Source organism: Gloeomargarita sp. SKYB120 (genome assembly GCA_025062155.1).
Classification (GTDB): Bacteria; Cyanobacteriota; Cyanobacteriia; order Gloeomargaritales; family Gloeomargaritaceae; genus Gloeomargarita.
On the sequence record JANXAM010000007.1, the window covers coordinates 1 to 22,453 of the forward strand.

Below are 22,453 nucleotides of genomic sequence, written 5' to 3' on the forward strand. Positions count from 1 at the left end.
GTAAGGCTTAGATATGAAAAACCTCTATGAACTCATTAGCCCTATTCTATGCCAAGCTAAACGTTTTTAGCTATATAGCTAAGCCATCTCTGCTTGTTATATCTTGGGGGTCGCAGAGCGCAACTCCGTCTTGGGTTTTCCTACTATCGCCCTGACAAACTGAAGCGGCTCAGCTATAGAATGGGCAAGAGATTTTTATTAACAACCCTATACTTTTTCCCATACTGCATCCGCGTTTTGGATGAGTTAATAAATTGCTCTATCTTGTTTGCAATTTCGGAATCTATGGGAATTCGCTCAATCTCCTGATTGTCAGTTAAACGCTCAAGAAATGCCTGCTGGCCAACCTGTTCATCACCATCAAGTCTGTATGTTATGGAGAAGCGTTTGACGCCGACAATGTTAGAATACACCGTATTGACTCTAGGAAGATATAAGGTCTGTCGCTGAAACGACAAGTGGCAAGCTGGTGCCCCTTCTTTTCACAGTAGACTTCCAAACTACCATCCTGGCAGAGAAGGGAAACTGAAAGACTTATCCACATCCATCCTAAACTAATAAGCGAAGGTAGAGAGTACGACTACTACAAGGGAGTTTGCTTTAACCAAAACTCGATCAGGCAGCCAGACAATAGTTGACATCTTGTCTAGGGGTAGACTTGGGTGCTGTCCCAAAATATAACACGGTCTCACTGGCTGCGCAACGCAATCGAAAGTTCAGTGGAAATTACACCCGCTCACCACCGGAAACTCAGGCAATCGCGAGATGGTCATTTTTTTATTTGTTACACTCGCAATCTGAGGTTGGCCGTTTCCCACGTTTTTGTTCGGCAGTGGACCTGCTTAGCGAGTTTACGCGGCTGCTTAACCAGGTTCATAATGTTTCTCTGTACCAAGTGATCAGCCTGAGTCTTTTATTGGGTCAGCAACTGCTATGCCCATGACTGTTTTAGACCTCGTGTTAATCGGCGCGACGCTCGTGCTCCTGTGGGTCGTTCTACGCTGGTTCATGCAGGTCACATTCAGTACGCTGAAAACCCTGGCTATCGTCGGGCTGGTGCTGCTGGTGTTGCAGTTTGGGTTTGGGATCGGACCGCGCCTGTTCATCGAACGGGTCTGGGAACTCGGCCAGCGCTGGCTCAACCCACCGTAGAAGGTTGGGAGCAGGGTCCCTGTGTGGTATGCTAGGGGAGTGGTAAGGTGAAGGCGTTATGAGTTCATTGCCCGTACAGGTGGTGGTGCCGCCAGCCCGCTTGGATACGACGACTAAAGACCATCTGACTCAACAGGTCAAGCAAATTGCCAGCCAGCAAGCGACGCTGGTGTTGCTGGACATGAGCCAGGTGGAATTTGTGGACAGTTCCGGATTGGGAGCGATGGTGGCAGCGTTGAAAAACTTGCGGTCGGTCGGGGGCGAGTTAGCCCTGTGCCAGCCGTCGGACCAGGTGAAAACGCTGCTGGAAATTACAGGTTTGGAACGGATTATTAAAATTTATCCAGACCGGCAGACGTTTGAACGGGAGTATGGTCGCTGAGGTGCCTGCGCCCCACCAGTGTGAGCAGGATTTATCAGAGGAACTCCTGCGCCATTACCTGGGTCAGCCGGTGGTCGGGGTGGACACGGAAACCATGGGGTTGATTCCGGCGCGTGACCGGCTGTGTTTGGTGCAGATTGCGGATGCGCAGGGGCACGCAACGCTGGTGAAAATCCAGCCCGGGCAACGCCAAGCTCCCCGGTTGCAGCAACTATTGGAAGCGCCCCAAGTACTGAAAATTTTTCACTATGCCCGCTTTGACCTGGCGGCGTTGCGGTATCATCTGGGGATTGATGTCGCGCCCATTTTTTGCACGAAAATCGCCAGCAAGTTAGCCCGCACCTATTCCCCTAAACACGGTCTCAAAGATGTGGTGCAGGAGTTGTTAGGGATTGAGCTAGATAAGCAAATGCAGTCATCCGATTGGGGACGCCCGGAATCCCTGAGCGATGCCCAATTGGCCTATGCAGCAAACGACGTGATTTATTTGCCCAAAATTGCCGAACTGCTCACTGCCATGTTGCAGCGGGAAGGTCGGTGGGAATTAGCCCAGTCTTGCTTTGCCTGCGTGCCGACCTTCGTGAGTTTGGATTTGCTGTTTTACCAGGGCGTTTTCGAGCACTAAAAGGGTTTGCGCTGCCGTAGCATGGCGTCTTGAATGCGTTTGCTCAAGTTGGGGTCTTGTTGGGCCTGCATCGTAATGGCGTTGAATTCCTGCACCGTCAGGCCCCGTTGTTCCACCAGCCGCTGGGATTTTTCGAAGAACCGGTCGCAGACGTTGCGCACGGGGGCAGGCAGGTTGCGTTCCGCACAGAGATTGCCGCTGGTGTTAATCGTTCCTAGCAGCCGGCGCGCTTCTTCCAAATGGGCTTGGCGGATGGGTTCCAATTCCAAAACAATCTGGGCGTAGCGCTGAATCCGCTCGTCGCTCCAGGTGCTCTGGGCCACCACCGGACGAGACAAACTGAGACCAGCCAGCAGCAATGTCAGGGTCAGGGAACGATGCATAGGCAGCAATCGCTTTGGAGAACTCCCTCTTTCTATGATGTACAATGCCGGGGAAGGTTCCAAGAGTTGCACGACGACGACCTTGTGCAGTAGGCTGTTGAGTAAACCGTTGTTCTGCCGAACCTATGCCCAGGGTCGCTGATGAGTATGTGGTGCATCTGCTGATGGAAGGGGGGCACCGGGAAGAGGTGCGCTTCGGAACCATTCAAGAGTTCCAGAAATGGTACCAAGGGGAATTCCTGGCGCAGGGCAGTTCCAACGAGTTGATCAATGTGCCGGTGCGGGGGCTGCAAGGGGAGTTTTTGGTGATCCGACCGGCGCGGGTGGTGGCCATTCGCGTCGAACCAGTGTTTTTGTCCAGCATTGAACGCTAAGCCCCCGCCTGAGGTCGGAGGGTGAGCCGCTAGTGAATGGTGATTCATTGACCCTCACCCTGCAGATTGCGCTGGCGGTGGTAGCTGGCATCGGTGCCCAGGTCCTGGCGGATGTCCTGCGAGTGCCTAGCATTATCTTTCTGTTGCTGTTTGGTATCGGTTTGGGCCGGGATGGCCTGGGCTGGCTGCAACCCCAGTGGCTCGGCGTCGGGCTGGAGGTGGTGATTTCCCTATGCGTCGCCTTGATCCTGTTTGAAGGAGGCTTGAGCCTGTCGCTGCGCGAATTGGGCCAGGTCTCGGGCACCATCCAAAACCTGGTGACGGTCGGGGCGTTGATTACCTTCCTGGGCGGGGGGATGGCGGCCCACTGGCTGGGGGAATTTCCCTGGCCGCTGGCGTTTCTGTACGGCTCGCTAGTGACGGTAACAGGGCCAACGGTGATTGGGCCGTTATTGCGCCAGGTGAAGGTAGAACGCAAGCTCAATGCCCTGCTGGAGGGAGAAGGGGTGCTGATTGACCCCATAGGCGCCATTTTGGCGGTGGTGGTGCTCAATGTGGTGCTGGCGGAAAAAACCGGCTGGTGGGACATTGGGCTGGCGCTGGCGACGCGCCTGGGGTTGGGCATGCTCATCGGCGCGGTGGGTGGCTGGTTGTTAAGCGGGTTGTTTCGCCAGGAAACGTTGCCCAGTCCAGACCTCAAGAATCTGGCAGTGCTGGCGGGCGTGTGGGGGTTTTACGGCCTGGCCCAGTGGCTGGAGAGTGAATCCGGGTTGATGGCTGCGGTGGTCTCCGGTCTCGTTTTGCAACTCACCGCGCCCGAACAACGCCTGCTCCGCCGGTTTAAGGGACAATTGACCACGCTGGCGGTGTCCCTGTTGTTTGTCCTGTTGGCGGCGGATTTGTCCCTGGCCAGCCTGGGCATGTTGGGCTGGGGGGGCTTGTGGACCGTGCTGGCCCTGATGTTTCTCGTCCGACCCCTGAATATCCTGGTCTCCACTTGGAATAGCGATTTGACCTGGCGGCAAAAGGCGTTTTTGGCCTGGATTGCCCCGCGCGGGATTGTCTCAGCGTCGGTGGCGTCCCTGTTTGCCATTGTCCTGACAGACCGGGGGTTCAACGGGGGCGATTCGGTCAAGGGGCTGGTGTTTTTGACCATTATCCTGACGGTGCTGGTGCCGGGGTTGACCGCCCAGGGCATGGCTCGTCTCCTAGGGGTGCGTTCTGAACAAGTCAATGGCGCCGTGATTGTCGGCAGTAATCCCTTGGGCCGCCTGTTGGCCCGTTTATTTCAAGAGTACGGGGAGCCGGTGGTGCTGATTGATACCAACCGGGAGGACTGCCGCGCCGCGGCACGGGAAAATTTGCGGGCCATTACCGGGAGCGCTCTCGACCCTGACGTGCTGGCAGAAGCCGGGATTGCCGATGTCGGCACCTTTGTGGCTCTGACTAAAAACGCTGAGTTGAATCTCATCCTGGCGCAACGGGTTGCCGAAGAGTTTTGCCCGCCGCGGGTGCTGGCCCTGTTTCCGGAAAGCCAGCGTTCCAATACCCAGCGGGTGCGCTGCGCGTTTCATCCGCAGCCCATGTTGCGCCAGTGGAACGACGCCCTAGAGCAGGGGAAGGTGCGCCTGATGGAAATCCGCCTGGATAAGGCCCTGCCGCGCTGGAACCATCCCGACCATCTCCCCCTGGTGCGCCAGCGGCAACAGTTTCTGGAGGTCGTCAGCACCGACATGGATTACCAACCTGGCGACCGGTTGATCTACTTGGCGCCTGTGCCGCCTCCCGAATCGGAAACCGAACCCATCGAGGCCGGCGACCTGGTGCAGGCCCTGCTCAGCCTAGGTTAACCACTCATTAGCGGAACTAATCCCTGTTATCTTAAAGATTCATCGGTAACCAATTGCCAATTCCAATGTCGGCGAATTATGCTGAAAATGAAAGCAAGCTACGTTCGCGATCCCCGTCCCTGTGCGGGTTTCAGCGATCAGCGTTGTGAATGATTGACAAACATTTTTTGTCAATTGTAACCCGATTTTTACGTTATGCAACAAAGGAGTGGAGTTCATGCCGATTGCCGTAGGGATGATTGAGACGAAGGGGTTTCCGGCGGTGGTGGAGGCGGCGGACGCCATGGTCAAAGCCGCGCGGGTGACCCTGGTGGGTTATGAAAAAATCGGCAGTGGCCGGGTGACGGTCATTGTGCGGGGCGACGTGTCGGAGGTGCAGGCGTCGGTTTCCGCTGGGATCGAATCGGCCAAGCGCGTGGCTGGTGGGGAGGTGCTGTCCCACCACATCATTGCGCGGCCCCACGAAAACCTGGAGTACGTCCTGCCGATTCGCTACACACCGGAAGTTGAACAATTTCGCGTCTAGGGGGAGGTAACACTATGCCGATTGCTGTAGGGATGATTGAAACGCTGGGGTTTCCGGCGGTGGTGGAGGCGGCGGACGCCATGGTCAAAGCCGCGCGGGTGACCCTGGTGGGTTATGAAAAAATTGGCAGTGGCCGGGTGACGGTGACGGTCCGCGGGGATGTGTCGGAAGTCCAGGCGTCCGTTGCTGCCGGGATCGAGTCGGTCAAGCGCGTCGCTGGTGGGCAACTGTTGTCCCACCACATCATTGCGCGGCCCCACGAAAACCTGGAGTACGTCCTGCCGATTCGTTACACCGAGCAGGTACAACAGTTCCGGGAAGACGCCACTAACGTCCGTCCCTACCTGCGGCCCTGATGCGGATCGGTCGCGTGGCCGGCACCGTGGTCAGCACCCAAAAGGAACCCACACTCCAAGGGGTTAAATTTCTCCTGGTGCAACTGGTGGACCTACAGGGGCAACTGACCGCCGAGTATCAAGTGGCCGCTGACCGGGTGGGAGCGGGCGTGGACGAATGGGTGCTAGTGTGCGAAGGCAGTTCGGCACGCAAAATTGACCGGGGCGAAAACTTACCAGTGGATGCGGCGGTCATCGGCATTATTGACACGGTGACGGTTGAAGGACAACTGCTGTACAGCAAACGGGCGCAGGCCCGAAGTTTGTAATGAATACGTGTATGGAGGCGGATTATGGTGGCAGTGCGCAGTGAGGCGGCGCCTCCGACTCCCTGGTCGAAGACCCTGGCGGAACCGCAGATTGACCCCACGGCCTACGTGCATTCCTTTTCCAACATCATTGGGGATGTACGCATCGGGCCGGAGGTGCTGATTGCGCCAGGGACCTCGATCCGGGCGGACGAGGGCACGCCCTTTTACATCGGGGCTGGTACGAACGTCCAGGACGGGGTAATCATTCACGGTCTGGAGCAGGGGCGTGTGACCGGCGAGGATGGCCAGCCCTATTCGGTCTGGATTGGTAGGGACACCTCGATTACCCACGGGGTGCTGGTGCATGGCCCGGCCTACGTGGGCAACAACTGTTTTATCGGGTTTCGCTCCACGATCTTTAACGCCCGGGTCAATGACGGTTGTATCGTCATGATGCACTGTCTGATCCAGGATGTGGAGATTCCGCCGGGGCGCTTTGTGCCGTCGGGTTCGATTATCACCACCCAGCAGCAGGCGGACCGGTTGCCGCCGGTGACGCCCCAGGACATGGCCTTTGCCCAGCACGTGGTGGGCATCAACGATGCGCTGCGGGCCGGGTATCGCTGCGCCGCCAACATCGAGTGCATCGCGCCGTTAAAGCAGCAAAAGCAAGCCGAGTCGGCGGGAAATGGCTACAGTGGGGCCACGCGGCTCGACCCCCAGGTGGTGGAGCAGGTGCGGCAATGGCTGGCCCAGGGCTATCGCATCGGCACGGAGCACGCGGATGAGCGGCGGTTCCGCAGCCGTTCCTGGCGCAGTTGCAGCCCGATTGCCTCGACTCACTTGCCGGAGGTGGTTAAGGCTCTGGAGGCCTGTTTGCAGGAACACCAAGGGGAGTACGTGCGCCTGCTGGGCATTGACCCCAAGGGTAAACGGCGTGTCGGTGAACGGATTATTCAACGCCCAGGCGACACGGGACAACCGGCTTCTTCGACGGCGAGTTCTCCCACGCCTGTCGCCCCGGAAACCGCCGCTCAGGTGACGAACACCTCGCTTGCGCCCGACATCGCGCAGCAGGTGCGGCAATGGTTAGACCAGGGCTATCGCATCGGTGCGGAGGTAGCGGACCCTCGGCGGTTCCGGACCCGTTCCTGGTTAAGCGTGGCCTTGCCCCAGTCCCGCAACGCCTACGAGGTCATCGCGGCGCTGGAAAACCTGTTGAGCGAGTCGGTGGGGGATTACGTGCGCTTGATCGCCATTGACCCCCAATCTAAACGGCGCGTGAGCGAGCAGATTATTCAACGGCCTCCAGGGAGTCCCACGCCGATGGCGCAGCGGACAACCACCTCCACCCGTCCCACTACAGCAACACCCGTGAGCGCCAGCCCCGTTGGGCAACTTGTCCGGCAATGGTTGTCCCAGGGGTACCGGGTTGGGGCGGAAGTGGCCGATACCCGCAGGTTTAAGACCAGTTCCTGGCTAAGTGTCGCCCTACCTAGCAACGGTCAGGAGGGGGACATCACGCAGGCGATTGAAAACCTGTTGCAAGAAGCGGCGGGCCAGTATGTGCGGCTCATCGCCATTGACCCCAAATCCAGGCGGCGGGTGAGCGAGCAGATCATCCAGCGGCCCGAGGGCGTGAGTGGACCGACCGCAGCCAGCGCGTCCACGTCTCCATCGCCAGCGGCATCTGTTTCTACAACTCCTGTCGGTCTCGACGGGGCGGTTGTGGCCCAGGTGCGGCAACTGCTGGCCCAGGGGTATCGGGTCGGAGTGGAGGTGGCGGACCCCCGCCGGTATCGGAGCAGTTCCTGGTTGAGCGTTGGTCTCCCGGCCAGCCAGCGGGAAGAGGAAGTGCTCTCGGCGCTGGCGACCCTTTTGCGGGAACACACTGGCAATTACGTGCGCCTGCTGGGCATTGACCCCAAGGCCAAGCGCCGTGTCTTTGAACAGATCATCCAAAAGCCCTAACGTGTTGACCATCCCACCCCCCGTTCATCCGACCGGTCACCTAGAGGGGGAAGTTCATCTTGACCCCCACGCCGTGGTTGCACCGGGTGTTTGTCTTGTGGCCAATCCGGGAAGCTGCATCCGGGTCGGAGCGGGGGTGTGTTTGGGGATGGGCACCATCCTACATGCCCACGGTGATGGCATCGTTTTAGAAGACGGTGTGATCGTGGGCGCCGGTGTATTAATCATCGGGACAGTGTGGATAGGTGCCCAAGCCTGCATTGGTTCTGCTAGTACGTTGTACAACACGCGGATTGAGCCGGGTCAAATGGTGGCGCCGGGGTCGCTTGTGGGTGAGATAGGCCGAAGCGTTGTGACCGGAGAAGCCGCCCCAACGCTATCGGATAATCACCACGAGGGCGAGACCGCAACGGCGGCAGCTGCAACCGACTCCGCTCCGCGCTCGCGACCGCCGGTGGTGGGGTTGGAGTATTTCAACCAGTTGCGGGTCACCTTGCGCACCCAAGGGATACTTTAGTTACGATTGATTGCGCTCTTTAGCGGGATATGACAATTTGGGCCGGAAGTCTGAGATAGCGGGCGATATTCGGTTAAGTTTTAGATACAAGCGATGGAGGTGACGGCTGTGGAGCGGATCAATCGTTATCGTTTTGTATGCACGTTGACCTTTGGGGATATTTACGGTCAGGTGATTGCCTGGTTGGTGATTATTTTCCTGAGCCTAGCGGTTTCCCTGTCGGCGTTTTCCACGCGGCCCCTTTTTGCGCTCGCTGCCGTGGGGCTGATCCTGGTGTTATCCTTGCCGTTTTTGCTGTTTGCGTTTGTGACGACGCTCTTTAGCCACGTGGAATTATACGCAGTGGAATCGGCGCTACAAACGGTGCAGCGGGCGACGCCAACCCCAGCGGAGACCACCACACCTTCCAACGTGACTCCCTAGGCATGGCAGCAGGCGGGCGCAAAGTGGCCATCATTGGCGCCGGTCAGGTGGGTATGGCCTGCGCCTTGGTCATGGCGGTGCGCCAGCGGGCGGATGAACTGGTGCTGGTGGACGTGGACCGCCTGCGGGCTGAAGGCGAAGCGTGGGATTTACAGCATGGGTTGCCCTTTTTGGAACCGTTACAGATACGATGCGGGGAGTACCTAGAGGCAGCCGATGCCCAGGTGGTGGTCATCACGGCGGGGGCGCGCCGGGGACCCGATGAGAGTCGCCTGGTGCTGTTGCAAAAAAATGCTGCCATTGTGCGCAGCATTGCCCAGGCTCTAGCGCCCCTTTGTCCCGAAGCCGTCTGGGTAGTGGTGACCAATCCAGTGGACGTGATGGCCTATTTGGCTTGGCGATGGTCGGGTTTACCGCCAGCGCGGGTGATTGGGTCCGGGACCTTGTTAGACGTAGCCCGTTTCCAGACCTTACTGGCGCAAAAGTTGGGCGTTGCCCCGAGCAGTGTCCAAGCGCCAGTTCTCGGAGAACATGGGGAGCACGCTGTACCCCTGTGGAGCCGGGTCACGGTGGGGGGCGCGCCAGTGGACTTAGAACCAGCGGACCGTGAAGTCCTATGGCAACAGGTGTTGCGGGCGGGGCAAGAAGTGATCCGGCGCAAAGGGAACACAAGCTACGGGATTGCCCTGGTGGTGGACCATCTCGTGGCGACCATCTTGGGCAATCAAACACGCGTGTTACCCGTCAGTTGCTGGGCGCAGGGGTACTACGGGTTGGGGGATGTGTACCTGAGCTTGCTCAGCGTCGTCAACCGCGATGGTGCGAGCCGGGTCCTACCGATACCCCTGCAGGAAGACGAGTACCACGGACTTCAGCAGGCGGCTCAGGTGTTGATGCAGGCGCGACAGGGAATCCCCCTGTGATGAACGGTCTATACTCTACACTGAGATGCGTCAGCTCTAGGAAAAACATCATGCGAGAACCCAATTTGCTCACTAAGAACCTACGGGTTCTACTTAGTTGGGAACCCGATCCCTATCAAGTGCCACCAATTCAGCTGTCAGAGCGACAATTAACTCTATGTACTCACTACGATTCTGTTAGTCTTCGGCTTGTATCGCAGGTGCAGATTCATGGGGAAACGCCCGCCGCTGAACCGTATGACCTTTATCAGTTGGTTCGGGAAGAAATGGGATGTCAGGATGACTTTGATTTAGTGGTGGTGAACATTTCGGGAATCAAACTAAATTTGCCCTATAACATCAGCAAATTTGGCTGCCCTACAGTTGCTATCGTTGCAGATACGCATCACGGATTCCACAGTCCGATTGGTGAACTCTTAGAATACCTTAGCTTAGAACCTTATGACTATCTTGTCTTTCCCTATTGTAGACACCATATGCACTGGTGTTATGCCTGTGGTTTTGATAATGTGGGATGGTTACCCCTACTGACTATGACGACCTATACCCACGAATTTCTTGAAAATAGAGATAGTAAGGTCGTTTTCATCTGTGGGGATACGAGTTTTCACCCCTACAGACATAGGGTGATAGATGCGCTGCGTAATTCATCCCTACCGCTACAGATAGGAACGTTTGACAGAACTAAATCAGCAGAGATCTACGCTCGTGCTCTCATTTCTTTGAATTGCAGCCTAAATGGTGATATTTCCCTACGCAACCTGGAAATTGTTTCTAGTGGGGGCTTCCTGCTTACTGACCAGCTATCGCCCCAATCTGGTTTTAATTACCTGCTTACACCAGGCCAGGAGTGTGACGTTTATACGTCTCGTAAGGAATTACTGGAAAAGATCAGCCACTACTTGGAATATCCTGAAGAGGCAATTAATATGGCAAGGAAAGCATACGATAAATTTTTCGACCAACTACATCCTGGCCACAGAATTAATGAACTCTACCGATGGGTATTTGAAGGAGACGAGTCGAGCCATTTTTTGAAAAACTATGATTCGAGAATGGCAATTAGCAGGCAGCACGCAGATTTACTTGAGAGCCGCATTACTATTTATGAGCAGGTGCAGGAACTTCACAAGCTACAGGAGAGTGTTTCCATCATTGTCGGAGATAGTTGCCCTCTTATATTTGCAATCGATCTCATTGATCTTCCCAGGGCGACAATTTACGTCCAAGGAAGGGATGAAGCTAAGCAGAGACTGGTAGATGAGCTGGGTTTAGGTTCTCAAATTAGGTGGGTTGAAGATGCTGACGTCAGTAAAGGAGAGAAATCTGTATGGGATATTTACATCTACAAAAACCAGCCGATGTCCGTAAACTTTAAATTCGCTATTTGTTTGGATGATAATAATCGAATCGCCCATTCGTCATTGAGTGGTCTAAATAAGGTAAGGCTACTCAAAGTGCAATCTAAGGATGGACGGAACTATTTAATTACCTATGTTGATGACAGCAGTTGTCTATATATTATTGATAAGATAATGCATCAATCCTGCTATCCAATCTTGGATTTTATCGGGCCTGTAAGTGCGATTGTTGACATTGGTGCCAATATTGGTATTGCTGCTACCCATTTCAGGGCGAATTATCCCCAGGCCAAAATATACTGTTTTGAGCCGGACCCATTTGCTTTTGTACTCTTGCAGGAAAATGCTAGGAAATTAAAAGATTGCTATGTCTTTCCTCTTGGTCTCTACTCTAGAGACGTGACCATGCAGTTTTATCTCGGGGAAAGCTCTGTTCACAGTTCTATTTATTCTAGCTCTCTCAGCTCGCATTCCACTACAATCGACCTAAAACAAGCAAATAAATTTTTGAGGGAAAATGGAATCACTAGTATAGATATTCTCAAGGTTGACGTAGAGGGCTGTGAAGTGGACATTCTTAGAAATATGGAGCCTCAAAATTTCGGAACTAAGGTGATTTACTTGGAATTCCACTCGGAATCAGATCGCCGGATAATTGACCAGATACTGACTCCCTATTACATCTTATGGCAAGGGTCAATCATGACCGCTCACCGAGGCAATCTGTGTTATGTACGAAGAGACTTGTGCCCGGCTGCACTAGGCATGTGTTCATAACGTAGCATGCTGTGTTGCAAGGCCTTATTTGAGAGAGTGCTGTGAGCCAGGCGACGACAAACACAGGTGGTTACCCGATGGATCTTCTCAGATGTCGTCCCGTCCGCCAGCAGTTATCGCAGTGACCGCAGGGTAAGGGGTCGCCTTCCTGTTCCAAGCCCAATGCTCGCACCAGAAATAACCAGCGGCATTCGCTCGTGCGCAGGTAGGCGTTGATGGCTTTCAATCCTGCGTCCTGGGGACGCACGCGCAGTTGGGCTAGGCGTTTTTTGTCCAGGCGATAGGTGTAGGGGTCTTCCCAGTGCAGTACACCCACGCGATGCAACAGTGCCAAAGCCGCCGCTGCTTGGGTTGGGTCGGGCAGTTGGTCGAGCCGGCCTTGGGGTGGTAAAGTATGGGCTGCTTTCAGAGCTTCGTCGTACTGCTTTTGTAATTGGGATAGGTAATGTTTTTGGGCTTTCGCTTCGATGGGATTGAGCCAGTTGAACAGCCAGCCTACCGGTAAACGGCCCCACCACCCCGTCGGTTGACTGGTCAGGGTGATTGCTTCCGACAATGCTCCATCGCGCCCGCCCCGCCCAATGCCCTGGATGTAGTCCAAGGGATTGAACGGCGGTTGGATATGCATCACCCAGCGAATGTCTGGTTTGTTTACCCCCATCCCCAGCGCGCTGGTGGATACCAGAAAGGGCACGCCGCCTTTGAGCCAGAGTTGTTCCAATTCCCGCCGCTCGGTTGCCGACAGACCGGCATGGTAGGCGTGCGTTGGGATGCCCTTGGTGCGCAACCAGTCCGCCCAGACTTCCGTATCCCGCCGCGTTGCCACGTACACCAAACCCGCTTCCCCCTCTCGCGCGCGGATGAACTCTAAAACCTTCTGCCGGCGCTGGTAGGGCGTTAACACCGTGTGGACTGTAATGTTGATGTTTTGGCGGTAGGGACTGCGGCGCACCACTACCGGGTCTTCCAGGCGCAACACCCGTTGGATGGTTTCTTGTACGGGGGGGTCCGCCGTCGCCGTAAAAGCCGCCAGGGGAATCCGTGTGCCAGGGGGTTTATGGCGTAACAAGCTAGGCCGCACCGCCCCTAACCGCTCATACGCTGGGCGAAAATTGTCTCCCCACTGCGCCAGGCAATGGGCTTCGTCCAAAATCAACCCGCGAATGGCGACCTCTGGCTGCGTCAGCACCTCCCATACCGGCGGGCTGAGTAACGTTTCTGGAGCCAAGTACAGCAGGCGCAGTTCATTACTCTGTAACGCTCGCAGGGTGGCCCGTCGTTGCGCCGGCAGTTGTTGACTATGAATCGTCGCCGCCTTCAATTTTTTGGTCACCAGCGCCTGCACCTGGTCCTCCATCAGGGCAATCAGGGGGCTGATGACCAGCGTCACCCCGTCCTGCAGCAGCGCCGGCAATTGAAAACAGATAGACTTGCCAAACCCCGTCGGCAGGACAATTAGCGCATCGCGCCCCTCCAGCAGGCACTGGATGATTTCCCCCTGGGGCGGTCGAAAGTCAGGATAGCCCCAAATTTCCTGGAACTTGGCTCGCGCTTCCGCCAGCGTGAACATATCCCATCAACAGGCCACCGGCCGCGGTTTTTCCCGGATTTCCACCCATTCCGTATGGAAGATGCCAGGTTTGTCCACCCGCTCGTAGGTGTGCGACCCAAAATAATCTCGTTGCGCCTGGGTCAGATTTTGGGGAAGCGTCGCCCGCCGGTAGCTATCAAAGTAATCCAACGAAGCGCTAAACGCCGGAACCGCAATGCCCCAATGCGCCGCCGTTGCCACCACTTCTCGCCAAGCGCGTTGCCGGTCCAGAATCGTTTGCTTAAATTCTGGGGCTAGGAGCAGGTTCGGCAAATCCGGCTGGTCCAAAAACGCCTGTTTAATCTTCTTCAAAAAGCCCGCCCGAATGATACAACCCCCTTGCCAAATCCGGGCCAACTCACTCAGGTTCAGGTCGTAATGCAATTCCCGAGATGCCGTCGCTAGCAAGGCCATTCCCTGGGCATAGGAACAAATTTTTGAGCAGTACAACGCATCCCGCACCTGGTCAATAAACGCTTGCTGGTCTGCTGGCGGCGCGATGAGCGGACCGGGTAATTGGGCGGATGCCGCGACCCGTTCAGCTTTCAGGCTGGACATGATCCGGGCGTTCACCGCCGCTGTGATGGTGGGGATAGGAACCCCCAGCTCCAATGCGCTCGTGACCGTCCATCGCCCAGTGCCCTTTTGCCCCGCCTGGTCCAAGATCACGTCCACTAGGGGTTTACCCGTTTCCGGGTCCATCACTTGGAAAATCCGCGCCGTGATTTCAATCAAAAACGAGTTCAACTCCGGCGTTTCATTCCAGGCGCTAAACACCTCATGCAATTGCGTCGCCGATAACCCCAACCCCGTTTTGAGCAGGTCGTAGGCCTCGGCAATCAACTGCATATCTCCATACTCAATCCCGTTATGCACCATCTTCACGTAGTGCCCCGACCCGCCTGGACCCACATACGTCACGCAGGGGCCATCCTCTGTCTGGGCAGCAATTTTCGTCAGGATCGGTTCCAATGCCTCGTAGGCTGCTCGTGTCCCCCCCGGCATAAGACTGGGGCCGTTGAGCGCTCCCTCTTCGCCGCCGCTGACACCCATCCCCACATAGCACAATCCCATCGCCTCCAGGTCGCGGGCGCGGGCCTCCGTATCCTCATACCAGGAATTGCCGCCGTCAATAATGATGTCGCCCGGTTCCAGCAGGGGCTTGAGCTGGTCAATCACCGCCTGCACGGGATTTCCCGCCTTGACCATGATGAGAATTTTCCGGGGCCGTTCCAGACTCGCCACGAATTCAGGCAACGAGTGGGTTCCTACGATATTGCGACCAGCAGCCCGTCCCCGGATAAACTCATCCACCTTCTCCGTCGTGCGATTGAATACCGCCACTGAAAACCCATTCCGTTCCAGGTTAAGCACCAAATTCTCGCCCATGACCGCCAGCCCGATCAGGCCGATTTGCTGCTGTGCCATCGCTTCACCTCGCACGCATTCCTGGCCTCAGCATAACCCCTGTCACTGGCTTGTCTAGGAACTTTACCGAATTGTTTTACGATTCCAGCAGGGCGGCCAATTCCGCGTAAACGGCAGCAACATCGGGACAAATATATTGGGCTTGCGTCATCCCTGGCCTTTTCCCTACTGCAATTGACAACCCCCCGCGTTGATTGACCGCTGCAAACGCCGCTTCATCGGTCACGTCGTCCCCGATATAACAGCCCTTGGGCAAGCGCCAGTTATCCCACAAAAAGGCCACCGCATTTCCCTTGTCAAATGTCGCTGGTAGGATTTCCAATACTTCTTTGCCAGGCTGTAATTTAAACGGGCGACAGGTCGCTGGATTTGCCGAAAAATAGTGGGTCAAAAATGCTACAACCTGTTGTTTCACAGGTGGCTCCGCTTGCCGGTAATGCACCGCAAACGAGTAGGGTTTGTCTTCTATTCTCACCCCCTGATTCAAGTAATTGCTGGCCGCCAATTGTTGCAGAATGTCAGCGCGGATGAGTGCCAACGCCTGCGGTAGTTCTTGTCGGTCAGGTTGGCGGAGAAATTCTCCCTTTTTAGGCAAGTAAATCTCCCCCCCATGCGAGCCACATAGCGTCATCTCTTCACCCGCTAACTCCGCCAGAAAATGCTGCAGTTGCGATAGCGAGCGGCCGCTAATAACCGCCACCTGAATCTGGGGGTCACGACAAAGGTTACGGAGCAATTCCACACCTTCCCTAGGTAAAAATGCCTGTTCAGGATTGGGGACAATGGGAGTCAAGGTGCCGTCGTAATCCAGGAACAAACCTAGCCCGTTCTCCCGGCGCCAGTAATCAGCGATGAGCGACGGCATCCGCAAACGCATCCATGTAGGACTGCACCCAGTGATGAATATCGTGATTCGTAATGGTCTGACGCAACGCCCGCATTTTTGCCTGGCTCACGTCGGGAGATAATGTCAGCGCCTGATGCAACGTATCCGCCATCTGTTCGATGTAAAACGGATTAATCATCAACGCCTCCTGTAACTCATACGCCGCTCCTGTAAACTCACTCAAGATCAGCACTCCCGAATTATCCACCTTTGCCGCGCAGTATTCCTTGGCCACTAGATTCATGCCATCCCGCAAGGGTGTAATCATCGCCACATCGGCAATCATGAAATAAGTCAATACTTCCTCTAGAGAAAATCGCCGGTAAAAGTAGTAAATCGGCACCCAGTTATTGCAAGAAAACAGGCCATTGATGCGTCCAACGGCTTGTTCTACTTGCTCTCGCATTTGCTGGTAAGCTGGTACGGCTGTGCGCGTGGGCGCCGCAATTTGGATAAACGAAAACCGTTCAATATACTGGGGATATTTCTCAAAAAAGAGTTGTAGCGCTGCTAAATTCTCCAGAATTCCTTTCGTATAGTCCAGGCGGTCCACACTCACACCTATGTACTTCACCGGATAGGTTTTGCGTAACTGTTTGGCCTTCGCTTGCAGGGTGGGAGAAGTCACGAGCGCTTCAATCTTTTTGACATCAACACTGATGGGAAACGCCCCCACCTGAATCGTGCGTCCTTGGTAAATAATCTGTTGTTGCTGGCGCCGTACTTGTATTTCATCGGCTGGGAGTAAGCGCTCGACGGCATCCAGGAAGTAGGCTGCGTAATCTGGGATATGAAAACCGACCAGATCACTCCCTAACATGCCCCGCAAAATCACATCCCGTTTAGGGAGTATCTTAAACACCTCAACAGCGGGAAAGGGGATGTGCAGAAATAGGCTGATTTTATGGCGCGGGCACTGTTGCCGGACCAATTCCGGTACGAGTAGTAGGTGATAATCCTGCACCCAAATCCAGTCTTCCTCCGTGGTACAGGCAACCACCGCATTGGCAAACTTCTGGTTCGCGGTCACGTAGCTGGGCCAATCTCGTTCATCAAAAAAATTACAGCGAGAAATGAAGTAATGGAACAGGGGCCATAAACGCGTATTCGCATAGCCGTAATAATAATGATTGATTTCCTCCTGAGTCAACGGCACGGGATGAATTCGGTAGGGGAGTTGAATACTGTCCCAATCAATCGTGTCGTCGTCGCTAGAAACATCATCAACTTCTACCGCTTTTTTCGATGCATCCTCCCAGCAAATCCATATCCCGTCTCGCTGGCGTAAAACAGGGTCGAGCGCTGAAACCAATCCCCCTGGTAGCCGTTCGATCCGAATTTCATTCCCGTGGGTTTGAATGGTGTAGGGTTCCCGGTTCGAGACAATGATTAAGCGCCCAGACGGTTGTGACTGAATCGCCGCCGGTGTCTTTAGAGTTTTGGCTTCGGTCATAGAGCGCTCCTGTCGTTAGTTTTGGGCTAGTAACATCGCTGAGTTAATAATGGCCACATGGGTATAGGCTTGTGGGAAATTCCCCGTCAGCTCACCCGTCTTCTGGTTGATGTCTTCGGAAAATAACCCCAGATGATTCCCAAACGACAGCACGTGTTCAAAGTAACTGCGGGCCTTGCGTTTTTGACCCGATAGCGTTAAGGCATCAATAAACCAGAATGTGCAAATAGTAAATGCATTTTCTGGCAAACCCAATTCATCCTGATTAGTGTAGCGAAACATCAATCCATCCACCATTAACTCTTCTTCTGAGCGCTTAATTGTCGCCAACATGCGGGGGTCTTTAGGTTCGATAATTCCCAGAATTGGCATGAGCAAGTTACTAGCATCCAAATCCGGTTTGCCATAGGCTTGGGTAAAGGCTTGGCGTTCTTCATTCCAGGCCATTCCCAAAATCATTTCCCGCATCAATTTCCGTTTCTGATTCCACTTGCGGTAGGCCGTTTGTCGCTTGAGTTTGTAGGCAATTTTGCAGCCCCGGTCCACTGCTACCCAGCACATCAATTTCGAGAACGTGTAGTGGTCAGGCCGGTTGCCAATTTCCCAAATCCCATTATCTTTTTCTGGGAACTTTTCAATCGCCAAATTCACCAGTCGCTCCACACAGGTCCACAACAAATCACAATCATGGCACACCACTCGCTCATCCACAAATACCGGATACATGCTCAAGAGCGCTTCCCCGTACACATCCGTTTGGTGGTGCAACGTGGCGTCATTTCCAATCCGCACTGGTTTGCTGTTGCGATACCCCGCCAGGTAGTCTAAGTAAGTTACGGTCGGCACGTCATGCCCTTCAATGGTGTAGAGCGGTTTCAGATAATCCGTGTGGGACAACACAATCTTGGATAGATAGGACACGAAATTTTCTGTCTCCTCGAACTTGGATAACTTAAGTAACGCATTCACTGTAAAGAATGAGTCACGAATCCAGCAATAGCGGTAGTCCCAGTTGCGCACACCCCCCACGATTTCTGGCAGGCTGGTCGTTGGCGCGGCAATAATCGCCCCTGTCGGTTCATAGATCATTTGCTTGAGCGTCAGCGCTGACCGAATAATTTGAGCTTGGTATTCATCGGGCAAATAGCAGTGTTTCACCCACCGTTGCCAGTAGTGATTGGTGCGGATGAGTTTTTCTTTGATCGCTGATACGGAGTGGTCGTGAATGGGTTGATAATAGGACAGGCTGAAAAAGGCATCTCCTTTCAAGCGCACGGGTTCCCGCCCAATAATCTGCACCGGCGAAATGTTGGTAACCAGGTACAACTGGTTGTCTTGGTGGGGCGATGAAATGGTGGTTTCATTGACAATGGTCAACTCGGCTAATTCGGGATGATAACCTGGTTTAGGATGGTAATGAACGACAATTTCTGGCTCGCCATGCCGCACCTCAATATAACGGCATAACTCCGGCGGTGTGTAGGAGCGATTGCCATCCCAAATTTCCCAGCGCGGCGCAAAGTCATGAAGGATAAACCCTGCAAATGCCGACTCAAAAATGGTTAATAGAACATTGCTATTTCGTTCATAAACCTGGCGAATTGTGTATAGGTGGGCATCCACTGGCTCGATAGCAAAATAACCCCCTCGTTCGGCATCAAGCAGACGGTCAAACACAAACGGACTTTCAAACGTGGGCATGCAGAGATAGTCAATACTCCCCACGGGTGAGACTAACGCACAAATCCGTCCATTCCCTATTAGCCCGTAATCCAAGGAAGACCGTGATTTCACTGTCGCTCCCACCGTACTCGAACCCATGCGATACTTTTTCTATTGTGCCAGATGCACCCTGCTTTTTAGATACGACAAACCAAATCCCCAGCCCGTTGGGTAAAACGCAGGTTTTCCCGGTAATCCACCGGACAGTCAATCACCGTCGGCACCGGCTGTTCTAGAGCGGTTTTCAACGTCGGGATAAATTCCTCCGTCTTTTCAATTCGATAGCCCTTGAGACCCATACTCTCAGCCAGTTTCACGAAATCGGGATTGCCAAAGCGGATGTACTGGCTATGCCCATAGTGCTGATGTTGTTTCCACTCGATCAACCCATAGCCGCCATCATTGAAGATGATGGTGACAAAGGGCGTCTTGACCCGCAGCGCCGTTTCCAGTTCCTGACAGTTCATCATGAACCCCCCATCGCCGGTCACCGCCACCACATGACGGTCTGGCGCAACCAGCTTTGCCGCAATTCCACCGGGCACTGCAATCCCCATTGCCGCAAAACCGTTGGAAATGATACAAGTATTGGGTTGCAGGCAGTGGTAGTGCCGGGCCATCCACATCTTGTGCGCCCCTACATCGCATATCACGATATCATCTGGCCTTAAAACCTGCCGCAAGTCATAGATTAACTTTTGCGGCTTGATAGGGAATTCTGTGTCCTGAGCGTAGCGTTCGTAATCAGCCCGAATGTCTTCTCGGAACTGCAACGCATAAGGGTCGGGCTTACCGTCTCGTTTGGCCCGTTTGCTAATCGCCCGCAGGGACTCGGAAATATCTCCGACAACCTCTACAACTGGGATGTAACTGCTGTCAATTTCGGCGGCCGTTTGGGCAATGTGAATGATGGGAATGGTTCCTTGGGGGTTCCACTTCTTGGGTGAGTATTCCACCAGATCATATCCCACGGCGATGACCAAATCCGTATGCTCTAGTGCGCAGTTAATGTAATCCCGCAGTTGCAATCCCACACTCCAGAGCGCCAGGGGATGGGTGTAGGGAATCACCCCTTTGCCCATAAACGTATTGGCCACTGGAATATTTAACTTCTCGGCAAATTCTGTTAGGGCTTCATGGGCATGGTTCCGGATCGCGCCATTGCCAACTAGAATCAGGGGATTATGGGCATTTTCAATCGCTTCGGCAGCCAGGGCAATGTTACGTTCAGAAGCGCGGACTTTTTCTTGGCGGTTCTGTTTCAAGGCATAACCAGCAGCGGGCATGGCAGCAATATTTTCGGGCAAGTCAATGTGAACAGCACCAGGCTTTTCTTGCTGGGCAATTTTGAAGGCTTTGCGGACAATTTCTGGGGTAATACTCGGGCGAACAATTTGGGCGTTCCATTTGGTCACCGGCGCAAACATCGCTACTAAATCCAAATACTGATGCGACTCAATATGCATCCGGTCGGTTCCCACTTGTCCCGTAATGGCGACCAACGGCGCGCCATCTAAATTAGCATCAGCCACACCAGTCATTAAATTGGTTGCGCCTGGCCCCAAGGTGGATAAACAAACCCCTGCTCGACCAGTCAACCGCCCATACACATCGGCCATAAATGCAGCTCCCTGTTCATGGCGCGTGGTGATGAATTGAATGGACGATTGACTAATGGCTTCGAGCAAATCTAAATTCTCTTCGCCAGGCAACCCAAAAATATATTCAACACCCTCATTTTCTAAACAATGAACCAACAACTCGGCAGTGTTCATCGCTGCTCTAGTGAACCCCCCTCTTTTTCTAGCTTAGTCTGCCCCTTTGTCTATCACAATTTTCCCCGAAGAAACCCTATCAAATTTAACACTCATGCCAAGATTTTTACAAAACTTTATATTTGGCGGACCAGTAGTGGGTGAGGTCGTAGCCCAAGTGTTGCATCATCTCCCGCAGCAAGGGAAGGCTCAGGCCAATGACGTTGCTAGGGCAGCCGGTGAGCCGTTCAACCCACAGCCCGCCTTTGCCTTCGAGTGCAAATGCACCGGCGCATTGCAGGGGTTCACCAGTCTGGACGTAGGCCTGTATCTGGTCTAAGGTCAAGCGAGCGAAAAAGACATGGGTGGTGGCCACGCGGGTCAGGGTCTCGCCAGTGGATAGGTCAATCAGGGTGTGGCCAGTGTGCAATTGGCCGTGCCGACCGCTGAGTTTTTCGAGCTGAGTGACGGCGGCCTCGGCGCTGCTGGGTTTGCCGTAAACAATGCCGTCTAACTCAAAGAGCGAATCGCATCCCAACACGATGCCGGGAGGGTCAAAACGACGGGCAACGGCTTGAGCTTTGGCGGTGGCTAAGGTGCGGACTAGAGTGACGGGGTCGGGGGCGGTCATGGCCGTTTCATCCAAACCGCTGGGACAGACGACGGGTTCAATGCCGATTTGCCGCAGCAGTTGCCGCCGAGCGGGAGATGCTGATGCCAGGATAAAGCGGGGTGGACTAGGCATCAATCTGGGATAGTAACTGCTTTACCGATGGTACTGGGACTAGGATAGTGGATGCGCACGACCTTGCGTCACGAGATAGGATAGCATCCAAGTTGAGTTGAGTTTCTACCGAAGCCAATTTCAATGCTAGCTTTAACACTGCTTGGTCAACTGGGCAAATCTCCATGCCTGGTGGGATGGCATCTACAACTTGGTTGGCGCGTTCCTTGTTTTGGTGTGTTCTTCAGCGATAGACGAGATGTTGGTGATAGTTGTTGCTGCAGCATGGCTGATAGTTCGCCTGGAAATAGCGTCTCTGCTTAGAAAGGCTGTCCTTTCCAGTATAGCTAAGCCATTTCTGCTTGTCATGTCTTGGGGCCGTAGGGCATGGCTCTGCTTTAGGTTCTCCTGCCATCGACCTGACAAACTGAAGCAGCTCAACCATAAAAAATCTATAGCAGACAACATAGTAAAAACTTTAAGCTTGGCGTAGATAGGGCTAATGAGTTTATGGAGTGTTTTCATGTCTATAGCTAAAAACATTTAGTCTGACGTAGAATAAGGCTGATAGGTTATGGAGTGATGTCTATGCCTTACAGCACAGACTTACGTCAGGAAGCCATTGAAGCGGTCTTGGGGGGTGCAACACTCGTCGAAGTGAGACATCGCACGTTACAACGTTGGCTCAAACAATGGTCTGAAACCGGTGATTGCTTACCAAAAGGGGCATAGTCATAAATTTCGCAAGTTTTTCGATGCGAACCCCGGTTTGACCCAGAAGGAAATGGCGGCTAGTATGATGATTTGTAGGGCGCTTAAAAGACGAGCAAGAGCGGCAAGCATATCTTGGGAAAATGAAGGATGTGAAGCCGGAAGAAGTCGTTTACATAGACCAATCCGGCATTGATCAGCGAGCGGTTTATGAGTATGGCTGGGGTGTAAAAGGGGAGAGAGTTTATGGCAAAAAGGTAGGTAAAAAACGTGA

The 22,453-nt window shown here is 54.2% G+C and carries 22 protein-coding genes; 14 read left to right on the plus strand and 8 right to left on the minus strand.

Going from position 1 to position 22,453, the window contains the following annotated elements:
- Positions 1–939 precede the first annotated feature (939 nt).
- From NZ705_04085 to NZ705_04095, 3 genes are read left to right on the plus strand one after another with little or no spacing between them, the layout of a single operon-like run.
- Positions 940–1,152, plus strand: a complete 213-nt coding sequence (locus NZ705_04085) for a hypothetical protein (GenBank protein MCS7292136.1) — start codon at positions 940–942, stop codon at positions 1,150–1,152.
- Between the two features lie 58 nt (positions 1,153–1,210).
- A complete protein-coding gene (locus NZ705_04090) occupies positions 1,211–1,534 on the plus strand; it encodes an STAS domain-containing protein (GenBank protein ID MCS7292137.1) in 324 nt (107 codons plus the stop codon).
- The gene (locus tag NZ705_04095; protein ID MCS7292138.1) at positions 1,524–2,159 is read left to right on the plus strand and encodes a ribonuclease H-like domain-containing protein; all 636 of its coding nucleotides are present in this window, start codon (positions 1,524–1,526) and stop codon (positions 2,157–2,159) included. The genes NZ705_04090 and NZ705_04095 overlap by 11 nt, the downstream gene beginning before the upstream one ends.
- Here NZ705_04095 and NZ705_04100 read toward each other — a convergent pair.
- Positions 2,156–2,542, minus strand: coding sequence for a DUF4168 domain-containing protein (locus tag NZ705_04100; protein MCS7292139.1), 387 nt, complete (start codon positions 2,540–2,542; stop codon positions 2,156–2,158). The genes NZ705_04095 and NZ705_04100 overlap by 4 nt on opposite strands.
- Before the next feature lie 125 nt (positions 2,543–2,667).
- Here NZ705_04100 and NZ705_04105 point away from each other — a divergent pair, with 125 nt between their 5' ends.
- The 10 genes from NZ705_04105 (at position 2,668) to NZ705_04150 (ending at position 11,910) form a co-directional block, all read left to right on the plus strand.
- The gene (locus tag NZ705_04105; GenBank protein MCS7292140.1) at positions 2,668–2,916 is read left to right on the plus strand and encodes a hypothetical protein; all 249 of its coding nucleotides are present in this window, start codon (positions 2,668–2,670) and stop codon (positions 2,914–2,916) included.
- A gap of 47 nt (positions 2,917–2,963) precedes the next feature.
- Positions 2,964–4,766 carry a cation:proton antiporter gene (locus NZ705_04110; protein MCS7292141.1) on the plus strand — a complete coding sequence of 601 codons (1,803 nt, stop codon included), beginning with the start codon at positions 2,964–2,966 and terminating at the stop codon, positions 4,764–4,766.
- Between the two features lie 217 nt (positions 4,767–4,983).
- Positions 4,984–5,292 (plus strand): carbon dioxide-concentrating mechanism protein CcmK, encoded by a 309-nt coding sequence (locus NZ705_04115; GenBank protein MCS7292142.1) that lies wholly within the window; start codon positions 4,984–4,986, stop codon positions 5,290–5,292.
- A 14-nt stretch (positions 5,293–5,306) separates the two neighbouring features.
- Entirely contained in the window at positions 5,307–5,648 is a 342-nt protein-coding gene (locus NZ705_04120; GenBank protein MCS7292143.1) for a carbon dioxide-concentrating mechanism protein CcmK, read from the plus strand.
- Positions 5,648–5,956 (plus strand): EutN/CcmL family microcompartment protein, encoded by a 309-nt coding sequence (locus NZ705_04125; GenBank protein ID MCS7292144.1) that lies wholly within the window; start codon positions 5,648–5,650, stop codon positions 5,954–5,956. Before NZ705_04120 ends, NZ705_04125 begins: the two co-directional genes overlap by 1 nt.
- 24 nt (positions 5,957–5,980) lie before the next feature.
- Positions 5,981–7,909 (plus strand): ribulose bisphosphate carboxylase small subunit, encoded by a 1,929-nt coding sequence (locus tag NZ705_04130; protein ID MCS7292145.1) that lies wholly within the window; start codon positions 5,981–5,983, stop codon positions 7,907–7,909.
- A 4-nt stretch (positions 7,910–7,913) separates the two neighbouring features.
- The gene (locus NZ705_04135) at positions 7,914–8,426 is read left to right on the plus strand and encodes a hypothetical protein (protein MCS7292146.1); all 513 of its coding nucleotides are present in this window, start codon (positions 7,914–7,916) and stop codon (positions 8,424–8,426) included.
- 93 nt (positions 8,427–8,519) lie between these two features.
- Positions 8,520–8,849 carry a hypothetical protein gene (locus tag NZ705_04140; protein MCS7292147.1) on the plus strand — a complete coding sequence of 110 codons (330 nt, stop codon included), beginning with the start codon at positions 8,520–8,522 and terminating at the stop codon, positions 8,847–8,849.
- A 2-nt stretch (positions 8,850–8,851) separates the two neighbouring features.
- Positions 8,852–9,772: a hypothetical protein gene (locus NZ705_04145; protein MCS7292148.1), complete on the plus strand. Its 921-nt coding sequence runs from the start codon at positions 8,852–8,854 to the stop codon at positions 9,770–9,772.
- 50 nt (positions 9,773–9,822) lie between these two features.
- Positions 9,823–11,910 carry an FkbM family methyltransferase gene (locus NZ705_04150; GenBank protein ID MCS7292149.1) on the plus strand — a complete coding sequence of 696 codons (2,088 nt, stop codon included), beginning with the start codon at positions 9,823–9,825 and terminating at the stop codon, positions 11,908–11,910.
- 70 nt (positions 11,911–11,980) lie between these two features.
- Here NZ705_04150 and NZ705_04155 read toward each other — a convergent pair whose 3' ends face one another.
- The 7 genes from NZ705_04155 to NZ705_04185 all read right to left on the minus strand — a co-directional run bounded on the left by NZ705_04155 (position 11,981) and on the right by NZ705_04185 (position 21,489).
- Positions 11,981–13,480 (minus strand): RecQ family ATP-dependent DNA helicase, encoded by a 1,500-nt coding sequence (locus NZ705_04155; GenBank protein MCS7292150.1) that lies wholly within the window; start codon positions 13,478–13,480, stop codon positions 11,981–11,983.
- Between the two features lie 6 nt (positions 13,481–13,486).
- Positions 13,487–14,929, minus strand: coding sequence for a decarboxylating NADP(+)-dependent phosphogluconate dehydrogenase (gene gnd / locus NZ705_04160; protein ID MCS7292151.1), 1,443 nt, complete (start codon positions 14,927–14,929; stop codon positions 13,487–13,489).
- A gap of 76 nt (positions 14,930–15,005) precedes the next feature.
- The gene (gene otsB, locus NZ705_04165) at positions 15,006–15,806 is read right to left on the minus strand and encodes a trehalose-phosphatase (protein MCS7292152.1); all 801 of its coding nucleotides are present in this window, start codon (positions 15,804–15,806) and stop codon (positions 15,006–15,008) included.
- Positions 15,775–17,268, minus strand: coding sequence for a trehalose-6-phosphate synthase (locus NZ705_04170; protein MCS7292153.1), 1,494 nt, complete (start codon positions 17,266–17,268; stop codon positions 15,775–15,777). The genes otsB and NZ705_04170 overlap by 32 nt, the downstream gene beginning before the upstream one ends.
- A gap of 15 nt (positions 17,269–17,283) precedes the next feature.
- Complete coding sequence (locus NZ705_04175) at positions 17,284–19,089, minus strand: glycoside hydrolase family 15 protein (protein MCS7292154.1); 1,806 nt, start codon at positions 19,087–19,089, stop codon at positions 17,284–17,286.
- 38 nt (positions 19,090–19,127) lie between these two features.
- Positions 19,128–20,765 (minus strand): acetolactate synthase large subunit, encoded by a 1,638-nt coding sequence (locus tag NZ705_04180; GenBank protein ID MCS7292155.1) that lies wholly within the window; start codon positions 20,763–20,765, stop codon positions 19,128–19,130.
- Positions 20,766–20,871: 106 nt separating this feature from the next.
- Complete coding sequence (locus NZ705_04185; GenBank protein ID MCS7292156.1) at positions 20,872–21,489, minus strand: Maf-like protein; 618 nt, start codon at positions 21,487–21,489, stop codon at positions 20,872–20,874.
- Between the two features lie 567 nt (positions 21,490–22,056).
- Between NZ705_04185 and NZ705_04190 the strand changes: the two genes are divergently transcribed.
- Positions 22,057–22,200, plus strand: coding sequence for a transposase (locus NZ705_04190; protein ID MCS7292157.1), 144 nt, complete (start codon positions 22,057–22,059; stop codon positions 22,198–22,200).
- Positions 22,201–22,453 lie beyond the last annotated feature (253 nt).